Consider the following 18,965-nt stretch of genomic DNA (forward strand, 5'->3'; position numbering starts at 1 on the left):
GCACGTCAGCACGTAAATATCAGGGAGTACCCCTATAGCATAGCGGAGTATTCGCCCTATCAAAAGTGGAGCCACGCACGCACCTCATAGAGCAGGCACACTCCCCCACTACAGAGGTGAGCAAACTCGCATCGGCGCGAGTGCACGGCGGCAAAATTATGCATGCGGATGTACCGAAAAAATGCGATAAAACACCCAAAACTGCCGCGCTACCGGCACAAACCACCAATAGAAAAACCAGGTACGCACAAAGGGCGTGCACCCCGAGCAGACCCTCAACAGAATCCACCCGGAGCACACGCCCCTCTCACACAACACGCGAACTATGCGCCGCGAGCCGCCAACAGGTCATCACGAGCCGCCTGCGCAGCCTGCGCCAAACCCTCAACCGACGGGCCAGCAGCCAGCACGCCACGGCTGGAATTCACCAGCACCTGTGACTCAACGCCCGCAAACACGCGATACAGGTCAGCTGCCGAAGCGCCCTGTGCACCGTAACCCGGCGACAGGATCGGGCCGTTGAACACGCTCAGGTCAATACCCAAATCAACCAGCGCCTGACCAACGGTCGCGCCAACCACCAGGCCGCACGGGCCCATCTGCTCCCACTGGCGGGAAGCATTCTCAGCGGTAGCCGCAGCGATAATACGCTTAGCCACAGCGCCCCCAGACTCGCCAGAATGACCCTCAGACTCGCCGGAATGACCAGACTCCGATGCGCCCACGTGCTGAACGCTCTTACCCTCGGGGTTCGAGGTCAACGCCAACACGAACGTGCCGCGGTCATTCTCATCAGCCAAATCCAGCGCCGGACGCAGCGACTCAAAACCCAGATACGGGCTCAAAGTCACCGAATCGGTACCCAGCGGCGACGAGGAGCCGAGCCACGCATCCGCGTACGCCTTCATGGTCGAGCCGATATCGCCGCGCTTAGCGTCAGCAACAATCAGCACACCATCAGCGGCAGCGCGGGCGAACAGCGCCTCCAGCACGGCAAGACCGGCAGAGCCGTGACGCTCAAACAGCGCCACCTGAGGCTTCAACGCCGCCGCAAACGGGGCGCAACCCTCGTACACGGCCTCGGTGAAGGCGGCCAGACCGGCAGCGGAATCCTCAAGACCCCACTGCTCCAGCAGGTTCGGATGCGGATCAATACCCACACACAGCGGGCCGCGCTCCGCCATCGCCTTCGCCAGACGATCACCAAAAGCAGCGGACATTACGCCTCGCCACCCTCGGAACGAGCATCCACAGCGGCAGCCAGCTGAACGTCATGCTCCTGCAGGCTCATAATGTCCCAGCTGTGCTCACGCAGAGCATTAATCGCCTGAACAGCCGCAGCGAACTCAGAAATGGTGGTCATGACCGGGCAGCCCACCGAAACCGCAGCGGCACGAATCTCGTAACCATCGCTACGAGCAGCACCACCGGCAGGGGTGTTCAGAATCAGGTCAATGTCACCGTTGCGGACCATGTCCACAATCGAGTGGTCGCCATTCGCCTCAGCGAACTTCGACGCCACAATCACCGAGTTCAGGCCGTTACGGCGCAGAATCTCAGCGGTACCACCGGTCGAAACAATCTCGAAGCCCAGCGACTCCAGCATCTTCGCGTAAATAATGACGTTACGCTTATCGTGGTTAGCCACCGAGATGAACACCTTACCGGAGGTCGGCAGCGGCGAACCAGCACCAGCCTGAGCCTTCGCGAACGCGGTGTCATAGTGCTTATCCAGACCCATGACCTCACCGGTCGAACGCATCTCCGGGCTCAGCAGCGAATCCACCACAACACCCTCGGGAGTGCGGAAACGAGCGAACGGCAGAACCGCAGCCTTCACAGCAATCGCGGTCTCCTGCGGCAGGGACGCACCATCCATCTTCGACGGCAGGTAGCCCTCGGCCTTCAGCTCAGCAATGGTCTTACCCAGACCAATCAGCACAGCGGCCTTAGCCATCTGCACGCCGGTAGCCTTCGACACGAACGGAACAGTACGGGACGCACGCGGGTTCGCCTCAATCACGTACAGGTTCTCAGACACGTACGCGAACTGAATGTTAATCAGGCCGCGCACGCCGGTGCCGCGAGCAATCTTCTCGGTAGCGTCCTTCACCTTCGCGATGATGTCCGGGCCAAGAGTAATCGGAGGCAGAGTACAAGAAGAGTCACCCGAGTGAATACCGGCTTCCTCAATGTGCTCCATGACGCCGCCCAGGTACAGCTCCTCGCCGTCGAACAGGGCGTCAACGTCAATCTCGATAGCGTCCTCAAGGAACTTATCAATCAGAGCCGGCTGCGAGGGCGAAACCTCGGTAGCGTTCTCCAGGTAGCGAGCCAGGTTCGCCTCGTCGTAGACGATCTCCATGCCGCGGCCGCCCAGCACGTACGAGGGGCGAACCAGAACCGGGTAACCAATCTCGTCAGCGATGCGCTTAGCACCCTCGAAGGTGAACGCGGTACCGTTCTTGGGCGAAATCAGGCCGCCCTCCTCCAGCACGCGGGAGAACTCGCCGCGGTCCTCAGCCAGGTCAATAGCCTCGGGGGTGGTGCCCAGAATCGGCACGCCCGCATCCTTCAGGGCACGAGCCAGCTTCAGCGGGGTCTGACCGCCCAGCTGCACGAACACGCCCATCAGACCGCCGGTACGACGCTCCGACTCAACAATCTCCAGCACATCCTCAAGGGTCAGCGGCTCGAAGTACAGGCGAGTCGAAATATCGTAGTCGGTCGAAACGGTCTCAGGGTTGCAGTTGACCATGACGGTCTCGTAACCCAGCGAACGCAGCACCAGCGAAGCGTGCACACACGAGTAGTCGAACTCGATACCCTGACCGATACGGTTCGGGCCCGAACCCAGAATCATAATCGAGGGCTTCTCGTGGTGCGCAACCTCGTCCTCCAGGTCGTAGGAGGAGTAGTGGTACGGGGTGAACGCCTCAAACTCAGCAGCACAGGTGTCAACAGTCTTGAAGACCGGGCGAATACCCAGAGCGTGGCGAACACCGCGCACAACATCCTCAGAAGAGCCGATAATCTCAGCGATCTGAGCGTCCGAGAAACCGTGACGCTTAGCCAGCTTCAGGGTCTCCGGGTCAAGGTGGTCACGCTTCTCATACACCACGCCAGCAACCTCATTCAGCAGCACCAGCTGATCCAGGAACCACGGGTCAATCTTGGTCGCCTCGTGCAGCTGCTCCACGGTAGCGCCAGCCAGCAGAGCCTGCTGAACCTGGTAGATACGCTGAGTGGTCGGAACCTTAGTCTTCTCAATCAGCTCAGCCAGCTCAGCCTCAGACAGGGACAGCGGCTTGAACGAGAAGGACGCACCCTTCTGCTCCAGCGAACGCATCGCCTTCTGCAGAGCCTCAGTGAAGTTACGGCCCAGAGCCATAGCCTCGCCAACACTCTTCATGGTGGTGGTCAGGGTCGGGTCAGCAGCCGGGAACTTCTCAAACGCAAAGCGCGGAACCTTCACAACCACGTAGTCGAGGGTCGGCTCGAAGGACGCCGGGGTCTTCTGGGTGATATCGTTCGGAATCTCATCCAGGGTGTAGCCCAGGGACAGCTTGGTCGCAATCTTCGCAATCGGGAAGCCGGTAGCCTTCGACGCGAGCGCCGAGGAACGAGACACACGCGGGTTCATCTCAATGACGATGATGCGGCCGGTCTTCGGGTCAATCGCGAACTGGATGTTACAACCACCGGTGTCCACGCCAACCTCACGAATCACGTTAATCGCGATGTCGCGCAGCTTCTGGAACTCACGGTCGGTCAGGGTCAGTGCGGGTGCCACGGTGATGGAGTCACCGGTGTGCACGCCCACGGGGTCAAAGTTTTCGATGGAGCAGACGACCACGACGTTGTCGTTGGTGTCACGCATCATCTCCAGCTCGTATTCCTTCCAGCCGAGGATGGACTCCTCCAGCAGGACCTCGCTGGTCGGCGAGTACTGAATACCGGCGCCGGCAATACGGTAGAGGTCTTCCTCGTTGTACGCCATACCCGAGCCGAGACCACCCATGGTGAAGGAGGGACGAACCACCATCGGGTAGCCCAGCTCCTTAGCGGCTTCCAGTGCCTCCGGCATGGAGTGGACGATGACCGAGCGTGCAGACTCGCCGCCGGCGCGCTCCACAACACCCTTGAATGCTTCACGGTCCTCACCGAGGTTAATCGCCTCAATGTTCGCGCCGATGAGCTCAACATTGTACTTGGCGAGCACGCCGCGCTCATCCAGGGAAATAGCCGCGTTCAGCGCGGTCTGACCACCCAGGGTCGGCAGGATTGCGTCCGGCTTTTCCTTCTCGATGATCTTCTCAATCACCTCGGGGGTGATGGGTTCAATGTAGGTGGCGTCCGCGAACTCGGGGTCGGTCATGATGGTTGCCGGGTTCGAGTTCACGAGGATGACGCGCACGCCCTCCTCCTTCAGCACGCGCAGCGCCTGAGTACCGGAGTAGTCGAATTCCGCTGCCTGACCGATGACGATAGGGCCGGAACCGATGACGAGGACGCTATTAAGGTCAGTACGACGAGGCATTTATGCTTCCTTTGCAGTCTTGGTTGCGACCATCAGGTCGATGAAACGGTCAAAGAGGTAGGCGGAATCGTGCGGGCCCGCAGCAGCCTCGGGGTGGTACTGCACGGAGAACGCGGGGATGTCCTTACAGGTCAGGCCCTCAACCACGTTGTCGTTCAGACCCACGTGGGAGACCATGACCTGACCGAACTCGGCGTTCGGTGCGGTCACGTAGTCGCCAATCGGCGCGTCCACAGCGAAGCCGTGGTTCTGCGCGGTGATCTCAACCTTGCCGGTGGTCTTGTCCATGACCGGCTGGTTGATGCCGCGGTGACCGAAGGGCAGCTTGTAGGTGCCGAAGCCCAGGGCGCGGCCGAGCAGCTGGTTACCGAAGCAGATGCCGAAGAACGGGGTGCCCTTACGCAGCACGCCCTGCAGCAGCTCAACCTGCTCGTCAGCGGTTGCCGGGTCACCGGGACCGTTGGAGAAGAACACGCCGTCGGGGTTGTGGGAGTAGATGTCCTCAAGGGTTGCGCTTGCGGGCAGCACGTGCACGCGCACGCCGCGCTCAGCGAAACGCTGCGGGGTCATCGACTTGATACCCAGGTCCAGGGCGACAATGGTCGCGACCGGGGGTGCGAACCAGTTGAACTGGTGCGGCTCAACGGTGTAGGCGGTGTCAACCGAAACGGAGTCAGCGAGCTTACGGCCAGCCATCGGCTCGGAGGCGCGCACCTCCTCCAGCAGTTCAGCTTCGGGGCGTTCTGCGTGCTCACCGGAGAACACGCCCGCACGCATCGAACCGCTCGAACGCAGGCGGCGGGTCAGGGCGCGAGTGTCAATGCCCTGAATACCGACGATGCCCTGCTCGATGAGCTCTTCGTCGAGGGTGCGCTCAGAACGCCAGTTGGATGCCACGCGTGCTGCGTCGCGAACCACGTAGCCGGCAACCCAAATCTTGCGGGACTCAGCGTCGGTGGTGTTCACGCCGGTGTTGCCGATATGGGGAGCGGTCTGAACCACAATCTGACCCGCGTAGGAGGGGTCGGTCAGGGTTTCCTGGTAGCCGGTCATACCGGTCGAGAAAACCGCCTCGCCCAGGGACGCGCCGGTTGCGCCGTAGCCGTAGCCGCGGTAGACGGTGCCGTCCTCCAGGACGAGCAGCGCGCGGTCCGTACGCAGGGCGCCGGATCGTGTCATGTCAGTCATGCTCTTCTTCCTTTTCTCTGGTGTTCTCCCCCGCTTCCTGTACGGCCTCTACCGTGCAGGTTCCGGGGTAGTCTATGGTGCCTTCGGCGGGTTGTGCGCCTGCCGTGGGGCAAAATCTTGGGTGTGGGTGCGCAGGGATATTGCGCCGGGATATTACACCGGGATTTAGGCTTCCGGTTCTGCCGCCCACTTCTCGGGCGCATCCACAGCGTTCGGGGCGATGCGGCGCAGCTCCCGCAGTACCGCCTGCTTGTCCTCGGCGTAGCGGGTGCGGAAGCCGGTCTGCACGCGGTGACCGTCCAGGGTCCAACCAATCACGACCAGGCCGTTCTTCTCCACAACCTTGCCCGCCATACCGCGGTCGGTGGTGATGACTGCGAGCTTCTTCGCCGGAATCCACAGGTCCTTCGCGCCGTTACGGGTGAAGATGATGCTGTCCGGGTAAATCAGCAGGGTGGACTTGCTCTTGAAGCCGAGCGAATCGAAACCCACACGGTCCAGCCAGTTACCGAAGATCGTGGTGCTGACGTACTCGCCCTCGAAAGCGGCGTCAGCGGTCATGCCCTCGTAGCGTTCGGGAACTTCCTTGAGGGAGCCGAACATGTTCGCCTGGCGTGCCAGGCGCGAGCGCCATCCGTGCCACATGCCGTAGATGCACAGGGCGACCAGGGCGATGCAGATGACGGCGGTCAGGAACTTTCCCACGAAGGTTCTCTCTTTCGGTTAGGGTCTCGGTCGATGATCTCGGCCTGGGTTGGTGAGGTTGGGGGCGGTGCTCCCGGCGAGGCGGTGGCAGGCGTGAACCTACCACCGCCAGGCACGGTCACCACGTACGTTCGCCTCGCGGGTTTAGCGGCGCGGGGTTGCCAGCTCGCCGTTCAGCACGGTCGGGTGGCCAGCGTAGAAGGTTGCACGGACCGAGCCGGGCACCTCCATGTCGCGGTAGGGGTTGTTCTTACCCTTGGTTGCCTGCTCCTCCGGCTTGATGACGCGGGTTGCCTTCGGGTCGACCAGCACAATGTTTGCCGGTTCGCCTTCGGCAAGCGGGCGGCCCTGCTCGTGGTCCAGGCGACCAATCTTCGCGGGCTCCTCGGAGAGGATGCGTGCCACATCGCGCCAGGTAATCATGCCGGTGTCAACCAGGGTCATTTGGATTATGGACAGTGCCTGCTCCAGGCCGGTCATACCGTTCGCGGCGCACGCCCACTCGCATTCCTTGGTCTCTGCCGGGTGCGGTGCGTGGTCGGTACCGATCACGTCGATGATGCCGTCAGCAACAGCCTGACGCAGCGCCATGACGTCCTCTTCGGTGCGCAGCGGCGGGTTCACCTTGAAAATCGGGTCGTAGGTGCGTGCGGTCTCGTCGGTGAGCAGCAGGTGGTGCGGGGTTGCCTCCGCGGTCACCTTCACGCCGCGGGACTTAGCCCAGCGCACAACCTCAATGGAGCCCTTGGTGGACAGGTGGCAGATGTGCAGCTTGGAGTCCAGGTGCTCAGCCAGCAGCACGTCGCGGGCGATGATTGCCTCTTCAGCGACGGCGGGCCAGCCGGCCAGGCCGAGGTCAGCGGACACCTTACCTTCGTTCATCTGGGCGCCTTCGGTCAGGCGCGGCTCCTGCGCGTGCTGCGCAATAACGCCGTCGAAGGTCTTGACGTATTCGAGGGCGCGGCGCATCACGGCGGGGTCGTACACGCACATGCCGTCGTCAGAGAACACGCGCACGTTCGCGGTGGAGTTCGCCATGCCGCCGATGTCGGAGAGGCGCTCGCCTTTCAGGCCCACGGTCACTGCGCCGATGGGCTGCACGCGGCACCATGCGGATTCCTTGCCGAGGCGGTCAACCTGCTCAACAACTGCGGCGGTGTCTGCCACGGGCATGGAGTTTGCCATGGCGAACACTGCGGTGTAGCCGCCCAGGGCTGCCGCGCGCGTGCCGGTCTCAACGGTTTCAGATGCCTCGTAGCCGGGCTGACGCAGGTGGGTGTGGATGTCGACCAGGCCGGGCAGCGCCACCTGGCCGGCAGCCTCGACGACCTGCGCATCCGCGGCGTCGATGTTCTCTGCAATGCGGCTAATCACGCCGTCCTCGATGAGGATGTCGGCGACCTTTTCGCCGTAGAGGCTTGCGCCCTTGATCAGGTACTTGCTCATGGTGTTGGTTCCTCTCGTTAGGAAGGTCGTTTAGGATTCGTCGCCGGCGTAGAGCTTGGCGCTGGAGCCGTCGGTCAGAAGCAGGTAGAGCACCGCCATGCGTAGCGCCACGCCGTTGCTGACCTGGCGCAGGACCCAGGAGTTGGTGGCGTCGGCGGCTTCGGTGCAGATTTCCAGGCCGCGGTTCATGGGGCCCGGGTGCAGGATGGCGACCGGCTGCGGCTGCGCCTGCAGGGTGGCGAAACGCTCGGCGGTCAGGCCCCACAGCTCGGTGTACTCCTCGGCGGAGGGGAAGTACGCGGCGTTCATGCGTTCCTTCTGGATGCGCAGCAGCATGACGGCGTCGGGGTTGGTGGCGATGGCTTCGTCGAAGTCGTGGAAGATTTCCAGGCCGGCTTCTTCAACCCAGGAGGCGGTATTCAGCGGTAGCAGGGTCGGCGGTGCGACGAAGACGACTTGTGCGCCGAGGGTGTGCAACAGCCAGAGGTTGGAGCGTGCCACACGCGAGTGCAGGATGTCGCCAACGATGAGCACGCGCATGCCGGACAGGTCGGTGCCGCGGGGGCTGTCGAGGCCGTCGCGTTCTGCCTTGTACTGGCGCAGGGATACGGCGTCGAGCAGTGCCTGGGTGGGGTGTGCGTGGGTGCCGTCGCCCGCGTTGAGTACGGGGATGTCGGTCCAGCCTGCCTCGGCGAGGCGCTGCGGCGCGCCGGATGCCGAGTGGCGGATCACGAACGCATCCGCGGCAATCGCCTTGAGAGTCTGCGCGGTGTCCTTGAGCGACTCACCCTTAGACACGGAGGAGCCAGAAGCGGAGAAGTTGGTGACCGCTGCACCCAGGCGCTTCTCAGCGGCTTCGAAGGAGAGGCGGGTTCGGGTGGAGTCCTCGAAGAAGAGGTTGACGACGGTCTTGCCGTTGAGCACGTTCAGGGTGCGGTTTTCGGCCTTGACCTGCGCCATGTAGTCGGCGACGTCAAGGATTTCGATAGCTTCTTCGCGGGTTAGTTCGCGGGTGTCGAGCAGATGCTTCATGAGAGCCCTCCCAGCTGGATAATGTCAACTCGGTCTGTTGCGTTGTCGGTTTCAGTCAGTACGACGCGCACGGTTTCGCTGGCGCTGGTGGGCAGGTTTTTGCCCACGTGGTCGGCACGGATGGGTAGTTGCCGGTGTCCGCGGTCTACGAGGACTGCCAGGCGTACGAGGGCGGGTCGTCCGTGGGCGTTGAGTGCGTCGAGGGCGGCGCGTACGGTGCGGCCGGAGTAGAGGACGTCGTCAACGAGGACTACGGTTTTGCCTTCAATGCCGATGGTGGGCATGATGCTTTCCCCTGCGGTGTCTGGGGAGGTGGTGCCGCCGGTTCGCTGGTCGTCGCGGTAGGCGGTGATGTCCAGGGCGCCGATTCGTGTTTCTGCGTTGAAGTTCGGCTCGATGGCTTGGATGCGGGCGGCGAGTCGTACGGCGAGGGGCACGCCGCGGGAGCGGATGCCGATGAGTACGAGGTTTTCTACGCCTTTATTAGTTTCAATAATTTCGTAGGCGATGCGGGTGAGGGCGCGGCGGATTTCGTCCTCGCTGAGGATGGTGCGACCGACGGTGGTCACGTCCTCGGAGGTGCTTTGAGGGGTTGCCGAATGGGGGGCTGCGGTTACATTTCGCCCCTGATTCGCGCCGGATGTGGGTACAGTTGACCCAGGCATAGCCGTCTCCTTCCCCGCCTCACGGGACGGATTTAAAGGTTTTGTGCTTCTAGTAGGGTACCACAGTTCACAGGCTACGTTCAGGTTCGGCGAGAGACCGCTCACGGTGAGGGGGAGACAGCGGTGAGGCACGTACCGCATCCCTAATCTGCGCTGCAACAAGCAGACTCTCGACAAAATGGACAAAAACTAAACCGGGGTGTGCGCTCTGCAGATGTATGTTAGGGTAATGACATCAACCGATAACATTCCGCTGAATTCCACACGTTGTTGTATGGATAATTCTGCGGTTTACACAACCACACACCAGAAAAGAATTAACAATGATGTTTAACCGTACTTCTATTGCCGCACTTTCTGCGGCAATGATGCTCACCCTGTCCGCATGTTCCGGCGGCGCGCAGGTCAACGCAGAATCGAGTGCTTCCACCTCCGCGAGCACTGAGTCGGCGAGCACTGAAGCTTCCGCGACTCCCACTCCTTCACCCACTCCGACGGGTTATGAGCCCGTGCTGATTCGTGCGAACGTTGATTTGGATAACCCGTCGAAGGAAGCAGCAGATGCGACCCTCAAGGCTGCATACGATGCGTTGGAACAGTACCGACGTGTTTGGAATGCATGGATGCATGGGAGCCTGGAGCACACGAGTGATGAAGAGCTGCTCCGATACGTGGATAAATCCTTCCTGGAAGACACAAAGGAGGAAGTGGAGAATATTCAAAAGTTCACAGAAGAAAACCACGGTCCTATCAAGGGCGAAATTGCCTTCAATAACATCGATCCAGTCACCTATGGAACCATGCACGACGATGGTTCTGTCTCATACAACACCGGCGCAACCATCACGTTCTGTGAAGACTGGAGTAACGTTCGCTCTGCTGAGGGTAAGAAATTTAAGGACCCTCAACTAACGCGACGGGTCTTTGTTCTTCGCCGTTCTGAAGATAATGCGTTTGTTGTTGTCAAATCTGAGACCCTTCATTACGGTTGCGGAGACGAAGCAGACGCTACGAGCGAGGCGACCGCATCCGCTCAAAGCGAGTAGTGATACTAAACGAGGCGCATACCGGACACGCAGGGCGGGGGCTCCGTCCTCAAGGCGCTCAGCGCCGCAGAGGGGGCACTCCCCCGCCTGCGTTGTCCGGTGAAGCCTCGACTGTTGCCGCCTACCCTACCCACGGGCTCCGATGAAACCTCAACTGTTGCTAACAAACCCTGCGAGCGCATCCGCACCCAATACGGAACCCCACGCAGAACTGCACCAACCAAACGCAACCTAGACACAGAAAACCCCCGCCGTCCTGTAGCGAACTACAGTACGGCGGGGGTTTCACGTACGCTCCCCTGCGGGTGCATCCTCAACAGCAGCAAACCAACCAGTCATAAAAGCTGGCGGGCAGGCCGCGGCGGGACGTCTTACGCGAGCAGGGTCGGCTTCACCTGACGGAGCTTATCCAGCAGACCGTTCACGAACTTCGGAGATTCATTCGTGGACAGCACACGCGCCAGACCGACAGCCTCAGAAATTGCGACAGCATCCGGAACTTCGTCGTTGTACAGAAGTTCCCAAGTGCCGATACGCAGCACGGCACGGTCCACGGCGGGCATACGCTCGAAGGACCAGTCACGGGCGTAAGTCTCAACAAACTCGCGGATCTCTTCGTCGTGGTCGCGGACGCCACGAATGATTTCTTCAGAGTATGCAGAAATCTGCGCTACCGTGTACAGTCGGCGGCGGCGGAGTACCTCAATATAATCTTCGTTGCGCTGATCCGCCTCGAAGAGCACTTCGAGGGCGCGCAATCGGGCTTTCGTACGCGAATTCATTAGTCGTTCACACGACCAAGGTACTCACCGGTGCGGGTGTCAACCTTGACCTTGGTGCCGGTCTCCAGGAACAGGGGAACCTGGATTTCGTAGCCGGTCTCAACGGTTGCGGGCTTGGTGCCGCCGGTGGAGCGGTCACCCTGCAGGCCGGGCTCGGTGTAGGTGATTTCGAGGACCACGGATGCGGGCAACTCGATGTACAGGGGGCTACCCTCGTGCATTGCGATGGTTGCGGTCTGGGACTCGAGCATGTAGTTTGCTGCGTCGCCGACAACGGTTGCGGGAACGTTGATCTGGTCGTAGGTCTTCATGTCCATGAAGACGTAGTCGTCGCCGTCCTGGTACAGGTACTGGTAGTCGGAGCGGTCAACGGTTGCGGTTTCGATCTTAGCGCCAGCGTTGAAGGTGCGGTCGACGACCTTGCCGGAGGTAACGTTGCGCAGCTTGGTGCGGACGAACGCGCCACCCTTACCGGGCTTAACGTGCTGGAACTCTACAACGGACCAGAGGTTGCCGTCAATCTTCAGGACGGCGCCGTTCTTAATATCGGTAGTGGATGCCATGGGGCTCTCCTTCGTGTCATCGACGCCCACGCCGTAGTGGTACCCGGCGCGGCGCTAAGTTTTCAATGAGCAAAATTATGTCCCGTACATTCTACAGGATGTGCACGAATTTGCCTAGCAGGTGCGCCACAGTTTCTGTGGCACCCCACCCGGCTGGCGCATGCTGGCTGCCGTATGCTGGCGGTCGCGTGGCGTGTGCTTCCGGTGAATGTACGGGACTCATCACCTACTCGGAGATAATCTCCTGGTAGGTCATGTACAGAATCGAATCGTCCGGCACCTCGTAGACGCGCGGGCGAGCCAAACCGTCAAGAATGATGAAGCGCAGCAGGTTGCCGCGTGCCTTCTTATCGCGGCGCATTGCTTCGAGCAGCTGGGGCCATGCGTCTGCCTTGTAGGAGGTGGGCAGGCCCAGGGATTCGAGGATGCGGCGGGTGCGTGCCACGAGTTCTTCGTCGGCGTGGCCGGTTGCCAGCGCCAGCTCGGCGGCGTACACCATGCCCACGGAAACTGCCGCGCCGTGGCGCCACTGGTAACGCTCGTTACGCTCGATGGCGTGTGCGAGGGTGTGGCCGTAGTTCAGGATTTCGCGGCGGCCGGACTCGCGCAGGTCCTCAGAGACAACTTCAGCCTTCACGCGCACGCTGCGCTCAATGAGTTCACGCATGACGGCGGACTGCGAGTCGCGCACAGCCTGCGGGTTCGCCTCGATCAGGTCGAGGATTTCGGGGTCGGCGATGAAGCCGCACTTGACGACCTCACCCATACCGGTCAGCAGTTCGTGCTCGGGCAGAGTGCGCAGGGTGCCAATCTCGCAGAGCACCGCGGCGGGCGGCCAGAACGCACCCACCAGGTTCTTACCCTCGGCGGTGTTGATGCCGGTCTTACCACCCACAGCCGCATCCACCATGCCGAGCAGGGTGGTCGGAATGTGGATGACGCGCACGCCGCGCAGCCAGGTTGCCGCCACGAAGCCGGCAACGTCAGTAATAGCGCCGCCACCCACGGAAATAATAGCGTCGGTGCGGGTGAAGTCGTTCTGACCGAGCACCTGCCAGCAGAACGCCGCCACCTGGTAGTGCTTCGCCTCCTCAGCGTCCGGGATTTCGGCGCTGAACGACTCGTAACCCATGGCACGCAGGTCTTCCATGACGAGCTCACCGGTGGAACGCAGGGCACGCGGGTGAATCACGAGCACCTTCTTGGTGCGGTTGCCCAGAATTTCGGGGATTTTACCGAGCAGGTTGTGGCCGATGAGAACCTCATAGTTCTCACGCGGGGAGCTGCCGGTCACCGGGATGCGGGTAATATCTTCCGCGCCGGAGGCACCGAAAGTGGGGGTGGGCTGAGTGCTCATCATGTGTCCTTTCACAGGTGAGGGGTTAAGCTTGGGGGCGCTGCGCGCGGGAGGCGCGGGTCGCGGTCACGTACGCCTGGATCTCGGCGGTCATCTCGGTAATGGGGCGACCGCCTCGTGCATCCAGGGTAAAGTGTGCCAGCTCTTCGTATCGGCTGCGGCGGCGCTCAAAAATGTCGGTCCACCGCTCGACCGGGTTCGGCTGCAGCAGCGGGCGGGTCTTGTTGCCGGTAATGCGCGGGGTGACAGTCTCGGCATCAACGAGGATGTACACCACGCATTCGTCCTTGAGCAGCTCCGCGACCGAGTCAGTCATGGGTGCGCCGCCGCCCAGGGAGAACACCGTGTTGCGGTACACGGGCGAGGTGAGGACCTCTTCGATAGTCTTGCGTTCGAGCTCGCGGAAGTGCGCCTCACCGAAAATCTCGAAGATCTCGGAGACTTCGCCGTAGCGTTCCACAATCAGCTGGTCGGCGTCGAGAAACTCGTAGCCGTAGAAACGCGCCAGGTGCGTACCAATGTAGGTTTTGCCTGCCGCCATGGGGCCGATGAGCACGATGGGGCGGGAGCGTTCTGCGAAGTTCTCGTGCATTTCACGCACCTGCTGCGGGTGGATGCGCGCGCACTCCTCAAGCTCAACGGTCTCGGACTCGACATCCAGCTCCGCCTCGGATGCGGCGCGCGCCTCGGTTTCGGCAGCGGCCTCAGCAGAATCCACCGCCGCGATTTCCTCGGCCACAGACTCGGCCGCAGAAACCTGAACCTTGCCGAACAGCGCCGGGGTCGGACGCAACGGCTTGGGCGCAGCGGGCTTGGGTGCGGGGGCAGAGGTTGCGCTCTCCCCCGCCGCGGGCTGAGCCTGCTGAGGTGCGGTCGGCTTGGGAGCTACCGGCTTCGGGGCGGCGGGCTTGGGTGCGGGGGTTGCGGAAGTTTCGGCCTGTGCCGACTCCTCGCGAGGCTCCTTCTCAGCCATGCCCTGCAGGGCGCTGAGTAGCTTCAGGCGCAGGTCCTCGTCCAGGCCCAGCGCCGGGTCGGCGTCCTCAGACACCGAGGAGGCGTACAGGCGCACACCCTGCGTGCTCGCGGCAGCGGCGGGCAGGCGGCGAACCCCCGAACGCATCAGGTCAGCCGGGGTCGGCACGCGAGAAGCCGGGCGCGCAGAAGAAACCGACGCGACAGCCTCACGAGCCTCAACGCCCGCAACCTCAGTGCCCGCCGCCTCAACAGCCTGCTCAGCCGCGGCAGATGCACCGGATTCCGGGCGCGGCGAAGCGACCCCTCGCGCACGCTGCGTCGCCGCAGCAATACGTGCAAGGGGGCTCGAAGCGACCGGGCGAACACCCTGCTCCACAGAAACCTCCCCGGAACCGCGACCCTTAGCGCCGCGGCCCTCAGATTCCGCCGGAAGAGGCACTACGCGTCCCAACCGGCAACGTTAGACTCCCACGCCAGAGACGCCGGAATAGCATCCAGGTAGGAATCCATGTTGCGGCGAGTCTCACCAATCGAGTCGCCGCCAAACTTCTCCAGTGCCGCCTCGGCCAGCACCAGGGCGACCATAGCCTCCGCCACCACGCCGGCGGCGGGAACGGCACACACGTCCGAACGCTGGTGGTGGGCGCGAGCCTCTTCACCGGTGGAAGTGTCAATGGTCTTCAGAGCCTTCGGCACGGTCGCAATGGGCTTCATTGCCGCGCGCACACGCAGCAGGTCACCAATGCTCATGCCGCCCTCAATACCACCTGCGCGGTTGGTATCGCGGGTAACACCGTGCTCGCCGATAGAAATCTCGTCGTGAGCGGCAGTGCCGGGGCGGTCAGCGGTTGCGAAACCGTCGCCAACCTCAACGCCCTTAATAGCCTGAATACCCATCAGGGCTGCGGCAAGGCGCGCGTCCAGGCGGCGGTCCCAGTGCACGTACGAACCCAGTCCGGGAGGCATACCGTACGCGAGCACCTCAACCACGCCGCCGAGGGTCTCGCCGTCCTTGTGCGCCTCATCCACACGCTGAACCATAGCTTCCGAGGTGGGCTTATCGAAGCAGCGCAGCGGGTCAGCATCCAGCTGCTCAACGTTGCGGGGTGAAGGCACCGGGGCACCCTCGGGGGCGTGCACGCCGCCCACAGCAACAGTGTGAGAAACCAGTTCAACACCCAGAGCCTTCAAAATCTGAGCGGCAACCACGCCAAGAGCCACGCGGGTCGCAGTCTCACGAGCAGAAGCGCGCTCCAGCACCGGGCGAGCCTCAGAGAAGTTGTACTTCTGCATGCCGGTAAAGTCAGCGTGACCGGGGCGCGGACGAGTCAGCGCCGCGTTACGCGCACGACCCTCAATCAGCTTCGGATCCACCGGGTCAGAGCTCATCACGTCAGTCCACTTGGGCCACTCGGTGTTCGCAATCTCAATCGCGACCGGGCCACCCTGAGTCAGGCCGTGGCGCACACCGCCCAGGATGCGCACGCGGTCCTCCTCGAACTTCATGCGGGCACCGCGGCCGTAGCCGAGTCGGCGGCGAGCCAGGGCGTCACGCACCATGTCGCTGGTGAGTTCCACACCGGCGGGTACGCCCTCAATAATGCCGACGAGCGCCTCGCCGTGGGATTCTCCGGCAGTGAGCCAACGCAGGGCCATAGGTTAACCTCTTTTCATCGCACCCGCACCGAAGCGCAGGAGGAAGGAATAATAATTCTTCACGTGTATAAATAGTGTATAAAATGCCCGTTTACTGAGCGAGTGGAAGCATGCTTTTTTCACGAAACGGAAGCGCGAGGCGCAAGATCAACCGCCGCACACATCGCGTTGATTAGACCCAGCAGTTCACCCTCAGACAGGGTGCGGCCGGTAAACAGCAGAACCTGCTCCACCGCCTGGTACAGCAACATCTCCAGGCCGGAGACCACCGTGCCGCCGTTCGCCTCCCAGACGCTCGCCAGCACCGAAGGCCACGGGTTATACGCAACATCCAGCAGTACCGGCCGGTGCGTCGCGGAGGCGCCCTTCAGACCGGTCAGCTGGCTCGCCCACTCGTCCGCCGCATGCGCCGGAAGCGTAGACACCACCGGGTGATGGCCGCGCTCAGCAAGGTTCTGCGGCAGCTCAGACAAGGAAATCTGCTCCAGCTGAACACCCAGGCGGTCCGCCGCCTCCTGCACGCTACCGAGCTTATGCAAGGAACGGGCGTACACGCTCACGCGGCGGTAACCCAGCGCATGTAAGGCGGTCAGGGCGGAAATAGCGGTCGCTCCTCCACCCACAATCGCGGCAGAATCCTTAAACGGTTCCGGCTCCAAACCGGCATGGCGCAGCGCATTCACGATGCCGACCACATCAGTGTTATCGCCCAGAACCTTCTCACCGCGCGGATACACCGTATTCACCGCACCGGTCACGCAGGCAGTCTCACTCAACTCATCGCAATACTGGATGACGGCGGTCTTCAGCGGCATCGTCACCGACAGGCCCGCAATATACGGGGCGTCCTCCGTACCCTTCGGGTGGCGCACGCCATGCATAATCTCCGGCAAATCATCGGGCAGAGTGTCACGGCGATCGTACTCGAGGTTCGCCTCACCCAAAAAGTCATACGCCGCACGATGCAGCGCAGGCGACAGCGAATGCGCAATAGGGTGCCCCAGCACGTAGGCACGGCGAAGATACGGGGCCTCGCGGTACGGTTCAGTCTTCATCGGCTCTCTTTCGCTCTCACGCTGGGGGTCGTTCTCAACGCTGGGTACAGGGACGGCCGCGGGGGCCACCTCCCATTTTAGCGGGTACAGCAAAGGCGGGCACCTCCCCCACTCTCGTGGAGGCGGTACCCGCCTCAGCAAGGAACCTTCACGCCGAAACTACCGAATCGTAGCTACCGGCTAAACCGCTTAGTTACAACTTAGCTACAACGGTTCGGGTGCTTAGTACACCACTGGTTGTACTCTTCAACGTAACGCTGGTGCTCAGCGTAAGTGCGGGAGTACTTGGTCTCACCGGAGTCCAGGTCCACAGTCACCCAGTAGTAGTACGGGTTCTTCTCGGGAGCCGCTGCTGCCTTAATCGAAGCCAGCTGCGGGGAACCAATCGGACCCTTCGGCAGACCCTTATTCGCATAAGTGTTGTACTTATTGCTCTTATCGGCCTTCTGCTCCTCAGTCAGGTGGTACGAGCGGACACCCAGACCGTAGGTCACGGTCGCATCCGACTGAATCAGACCCGAGGTCTCACCATCGGGGTTGTTCAGACGGTTCTCAATGATGCCTGCAACCGCCACGTAGTCCTTCGGCTGAGCCTCAAGCTCCACGATGGATGCGATGGTCAGCACCTCGAAGATCTTCTGGTCGCCGCTCACGCCGGCTTCCTTCAAGTCAGCCTTGGTCTTATCAACCATGGTCTGAATGACCTTCTTGATGTCGGTGTCCTTCGGGAAGCGGTACTCACCCGGGTGCAGCCAACCCTCAATCGAGGGGAAGTTACTCGGCACACCGTACTGGGTGTAGTTGCTGATTGCGTCCTCAACCTGCTTGCGGGTGAACGCACCGTCCGAACCAGAAACAATCAGGTCAACGGTCTCGCTCACGCGCTTACCCTGCGGGATTGCCAGGTACAGAACGTTGCTGTTCGCCTCAATAATGGTGCTAATAGCGCTCGAGCTGCTCATGTGCTGCTGCAGTTCGTAGGTGCCAGGCTGCAGGTACTTGCCCTTGCTCTCCTTGGTGTACACCTCAACGAACTTATCAGCATCAGCAATAACGCCCGCCGCCTCAAGCTCCTGCGCCACCTGCGCGGTGGACTGGCCAGAACGAATCGTGAACGTCACGGTCGTACCATTGCCGCCACCCGAGTAGTCACGAGTCTTGAACGGGTCGTAGCGAGTAATCAGGGCACCAGAAATGATGACCAGAGCCACGACAAACAGGGAAATTGCGCTCAGCATAACGGCGCGGCGACGGCGCTTACGCGCACGCAACGTAGCCACCGACACGATTTCCTGTTCCATCGTGATGCCGGTAATACCCTTACGTTCGTCCTCGGCCGTGGGCCTAAAGAGGTCGAGCCCGCTTTCTTCGGGATGTTTATTCTGTTCGGTCACTGAAGGTTCTCCGTTTCGTTGACGGCACCGACCGTGGTCCCTTCTGACTCGGACGGTCGGTTTTCTTCGTGGGCCGGATCGCTCACCTTGTACCCGGCTACGGACTGCCCCGCCTTGAGGGCATCCAGGCTGTACTGCAAAATATTCACAGCCGCCACCTGGTCAACCATAGTCTTGAAATCTCGGCTGGAAACCCCAGCCTCGTGCAGTGCACGGTGAGCGCTCACGGTGGTGAGTCGCTCATCCACCAGCCAAATGTTAATGTGTGTCTTCTCTTCGGCATCCAACTCGGAGCGCAGAGCCTGAGCGTACTCCCGAGCCATTTCCGTGGAGGGAGAATCCCCACCACGCATGGTCCTCGGAAGCCCGACGAAAACCTCCACCACCTCGTTCACCTCAATCAGCTTACGCAAAACACGGCGGTCAGAGTTCTTCTTCGCGTCGCGGCGTAGCGTCTTGAGCGGGGTGGCGAGAATGCCGTCGGGGTCGCTGAGGGCGGTGCCGACGCGGGCATTACCCACATCGACACCCATCCGCACTCCGCGCTGGAATTCCGCCATG

16 protein-coding genes are annotated in these 18,965 nt (G+C 61.7%); 1 reads left to right on the top strand and 15 read right to left on the bottom strand.

Going from position 1 to position 18,965, the window contains the following annotated elements; translation table 11 throughout:
* Positions 1–323: 323 nt before the first annotated feature.
* The 7 genes from pyrF to pyrR form a co-directional block, all read right to left on the bottom strand.
* Complete coding sequence (gene pyrF / locus HMPREF2682_RS01950; RefSeq protein ID WP_049337434.1) at positions 324–1,220, bottom strand: orotidine-5'-phosphate decarboxylase; 897 nt, start codon at positions 1,218–1,220, stop codon at positions 324–326.
* On the bottom strand, positions 1,220–4,540 hold the full coding sequence (gene carB / locus HMPREF2682_RS01955; RefSeq protein ID WP_070830880.1) for a carbamoyl-phosphate synthase large subunit: 3,321 nt from the start codon (positions 4,538–4,540) through the stop codon (positions 1,220–1,222). The genes pyrF and carB overlap by 1 nt, the downstream gene beginning before the upstream one ends.
* Positions 4,541–5,728, bottom strand: coding sequence for a glutamine-hydrolyzing carbamoyl-phosphate synthase small subunit (gene carA / locus HMPREF2682_RS01960; protein WP_049327218.1), 1,188 nt, complete (start codon positions 5,726–5,728; stop codon positions 4,541–4,543).
* Between the two features lie 165 nt (positions 5,729–5,893).
* Positions 5,894–6,433, bottom strand: a complete 540-nt coding sequence (locus HMPREF2682_RS01965; RefSeq protein WP_005508722.1) for a PH-like domain-containing protein — start codon at positions 6,431–6,433, stop codon at positions 5,894–5,896.
* Positions 6,434–6,577: 144 nt separating this feature from the next.
* On the bottom strand, positions 6,578–7,879 hold the full coding sequence (locus HMPREF2682_RS01970) for a dihydroorotase (protein WP_070830883.1): 1,302 nt from the start codon (positions 7,877–7,879) through the stop codon (positions 6,578–6,580).
* A gap of 30 nt (positions 7,880–7,909) precedes the next feature.
* On the bottom strand, positions 7,910–8,911 hold the full coding sequence (locus HMPREF2682_RS01975; RefSeq protein WP_049352494.1) for an aspartate carbamoyltransferase catalytic subunit: 1,002 nt from the start codon (positions 8,909–8,911) through the stop codon (positions 7,910–7,912).
* Positions 8,908–9,576, bottom strand: a complete 669-nt coding sequence (gene pyrR / locus HMPREF2682_RS01980) for a bifunctional pyr operon transcriptional regulator/uracil phosphoribosyltransferase PyrR (RefSeq protein WP_246827236.1) — start codon at positions 9,574–9,576, stop codon at positions 8,908–8,910. The genes HMPREF2682_RS01975 and pyrR overlap by 4 nt, the downstream gene beginning before the upstream one ends.
* 323 nt (positions 9,577–9,899) lie before the next feature.
* On the opposite strand from pyrR, the gene HMPREF2682_RS01985 reads away from it, so the two are divergent.
* Positions 9,900–10,622: a hypothetical protein gene (locus HMPREF2682_RS01985; RefSeq protein WP_070830886.1), complete on the top strand. Its 723-nt coding sequence runs from the start codon at positions 9,900–9,902 to the stop codon at positions 10,620–10,622.
* A 371-nt stretch (positions 10,623–10,993) separates the two neighbouring features.
* On the opposite strand, the gene nusB is transcribed toward HMPREF2682_RS01985, so the two are convergent.
* From nusB to ruvX, 8 genes are all read right to left on the bottom strand, one after another.
* Positions 10,994–11,404: a transcription antitermination factor NusB gene (gene nusB, locus HMPREF2682_RS01990; RefSeq protein WP_005505934.1), complete on the bottom strand. Its 411-nt coding sequence runs from the start codon at positions 11,402–11,404 to the stop codon at positions 10,994–10,996.
* Complete coding sequence (gene efp / locus HMPREF2682_RS01995; protein WP_005505932.1) at positions 11,404–11,967, bottom strand: elongation factor P; 564 nt, start codon at positions 11,965–11,967, stop codon at positions 11,404–11,406. The genes nusB and efp overlap by 1 nt, the downstream gene beginning before the upstream one ends.
* A 226-nt stretch (positions 11,968–12,193) precedes the next feature.
* Positions 12,194–13,324: a 3-dehydroquinate synthase gene (gene aroB, locus HMPREF2682_RS02000; protein ID WP_070830889.1), complete on the bottom strand. Its 1,131-nt coding sequence runs from the start codon at positions 13,322–13,324 to the stop codon at positions 12,194–12,196.
* A 25-nt stretch (positions 13,325–13,349) separates the two neighbouring features.
* On the bottom strand, positions 13,350–14,738 hold the full coding sequence (locus HMPREF2682_RS02005; RefSeq protein ID WP_070830892.1) for a shikimate kinase: 1,389 nt from the start codon (positions 14,736–14,738) through the stop codon (positions 13,350–13,352).
* Positions 14,738–15,955: a chorismate synthase gene (gene aroC / locus HMPREF2682_RS02010; RefSeq protein WP_070616382.1), complete on the bottom strand. Its 1,218-nt coding sequence runs from the start codon at positions 15,953–15,955 to the stop codon at positions 14,738–14,740. The genes HMPREF2682_RS02005 and aroC overlap by 1 nt, the downstream gene beginning before the upstream one ends.
* 119 nt (positions 15,956–16,074) lie before the next feature.
* Positions 16,075–17,010 (bottom strand): shikimate dehydrogenase, encoded by a 936-nt coding sequence (locus HMPREF2682_RS02015; protein ID WP_070830895.1) that lies wholly within the window; start codon positions 17,008–17,010, stop codon positions 16,075–16,077.
* Positions 17,011–17,210: 200 nt separating this feature from the next.
* On the bottom strand, positions 17,211–18,404 hold the full coding sequence (mltG, locus tag HMPREF2682_RS02020; protein ID WP_070830898.1) for an endolytic transglycosylase MltG: 1,194 nt from the start codon (positions 18,402–18,404) through the stop codon (positions 17,211–17,213).
* On the bottom strand, positions 18,401–18,964 hold the full coding sequence (ruvX, locus tag HMPREF2682_RS02025; RefSeq protein WP_060824745.1) for a Holliday junction resolvase RuvX: 564 nt from the start codon (positions 18,962–18,964) through the stop codon (positions 18,401–18,403). The genes mltG and ruvX overlap by 4 nt, the downstream gene beginning before the upstream one ends.
* Position 18,965: the final 1 nt, after the last annotated feature.

This window comes from Rothia sp. HMSC061D12, assembly GCF_001836735.1.
Taxonomy (GTDB): Bacteria; Actinomycetota; Actinomycetes; order Actinomycetales; family Micrococcaceae; genus Rothia.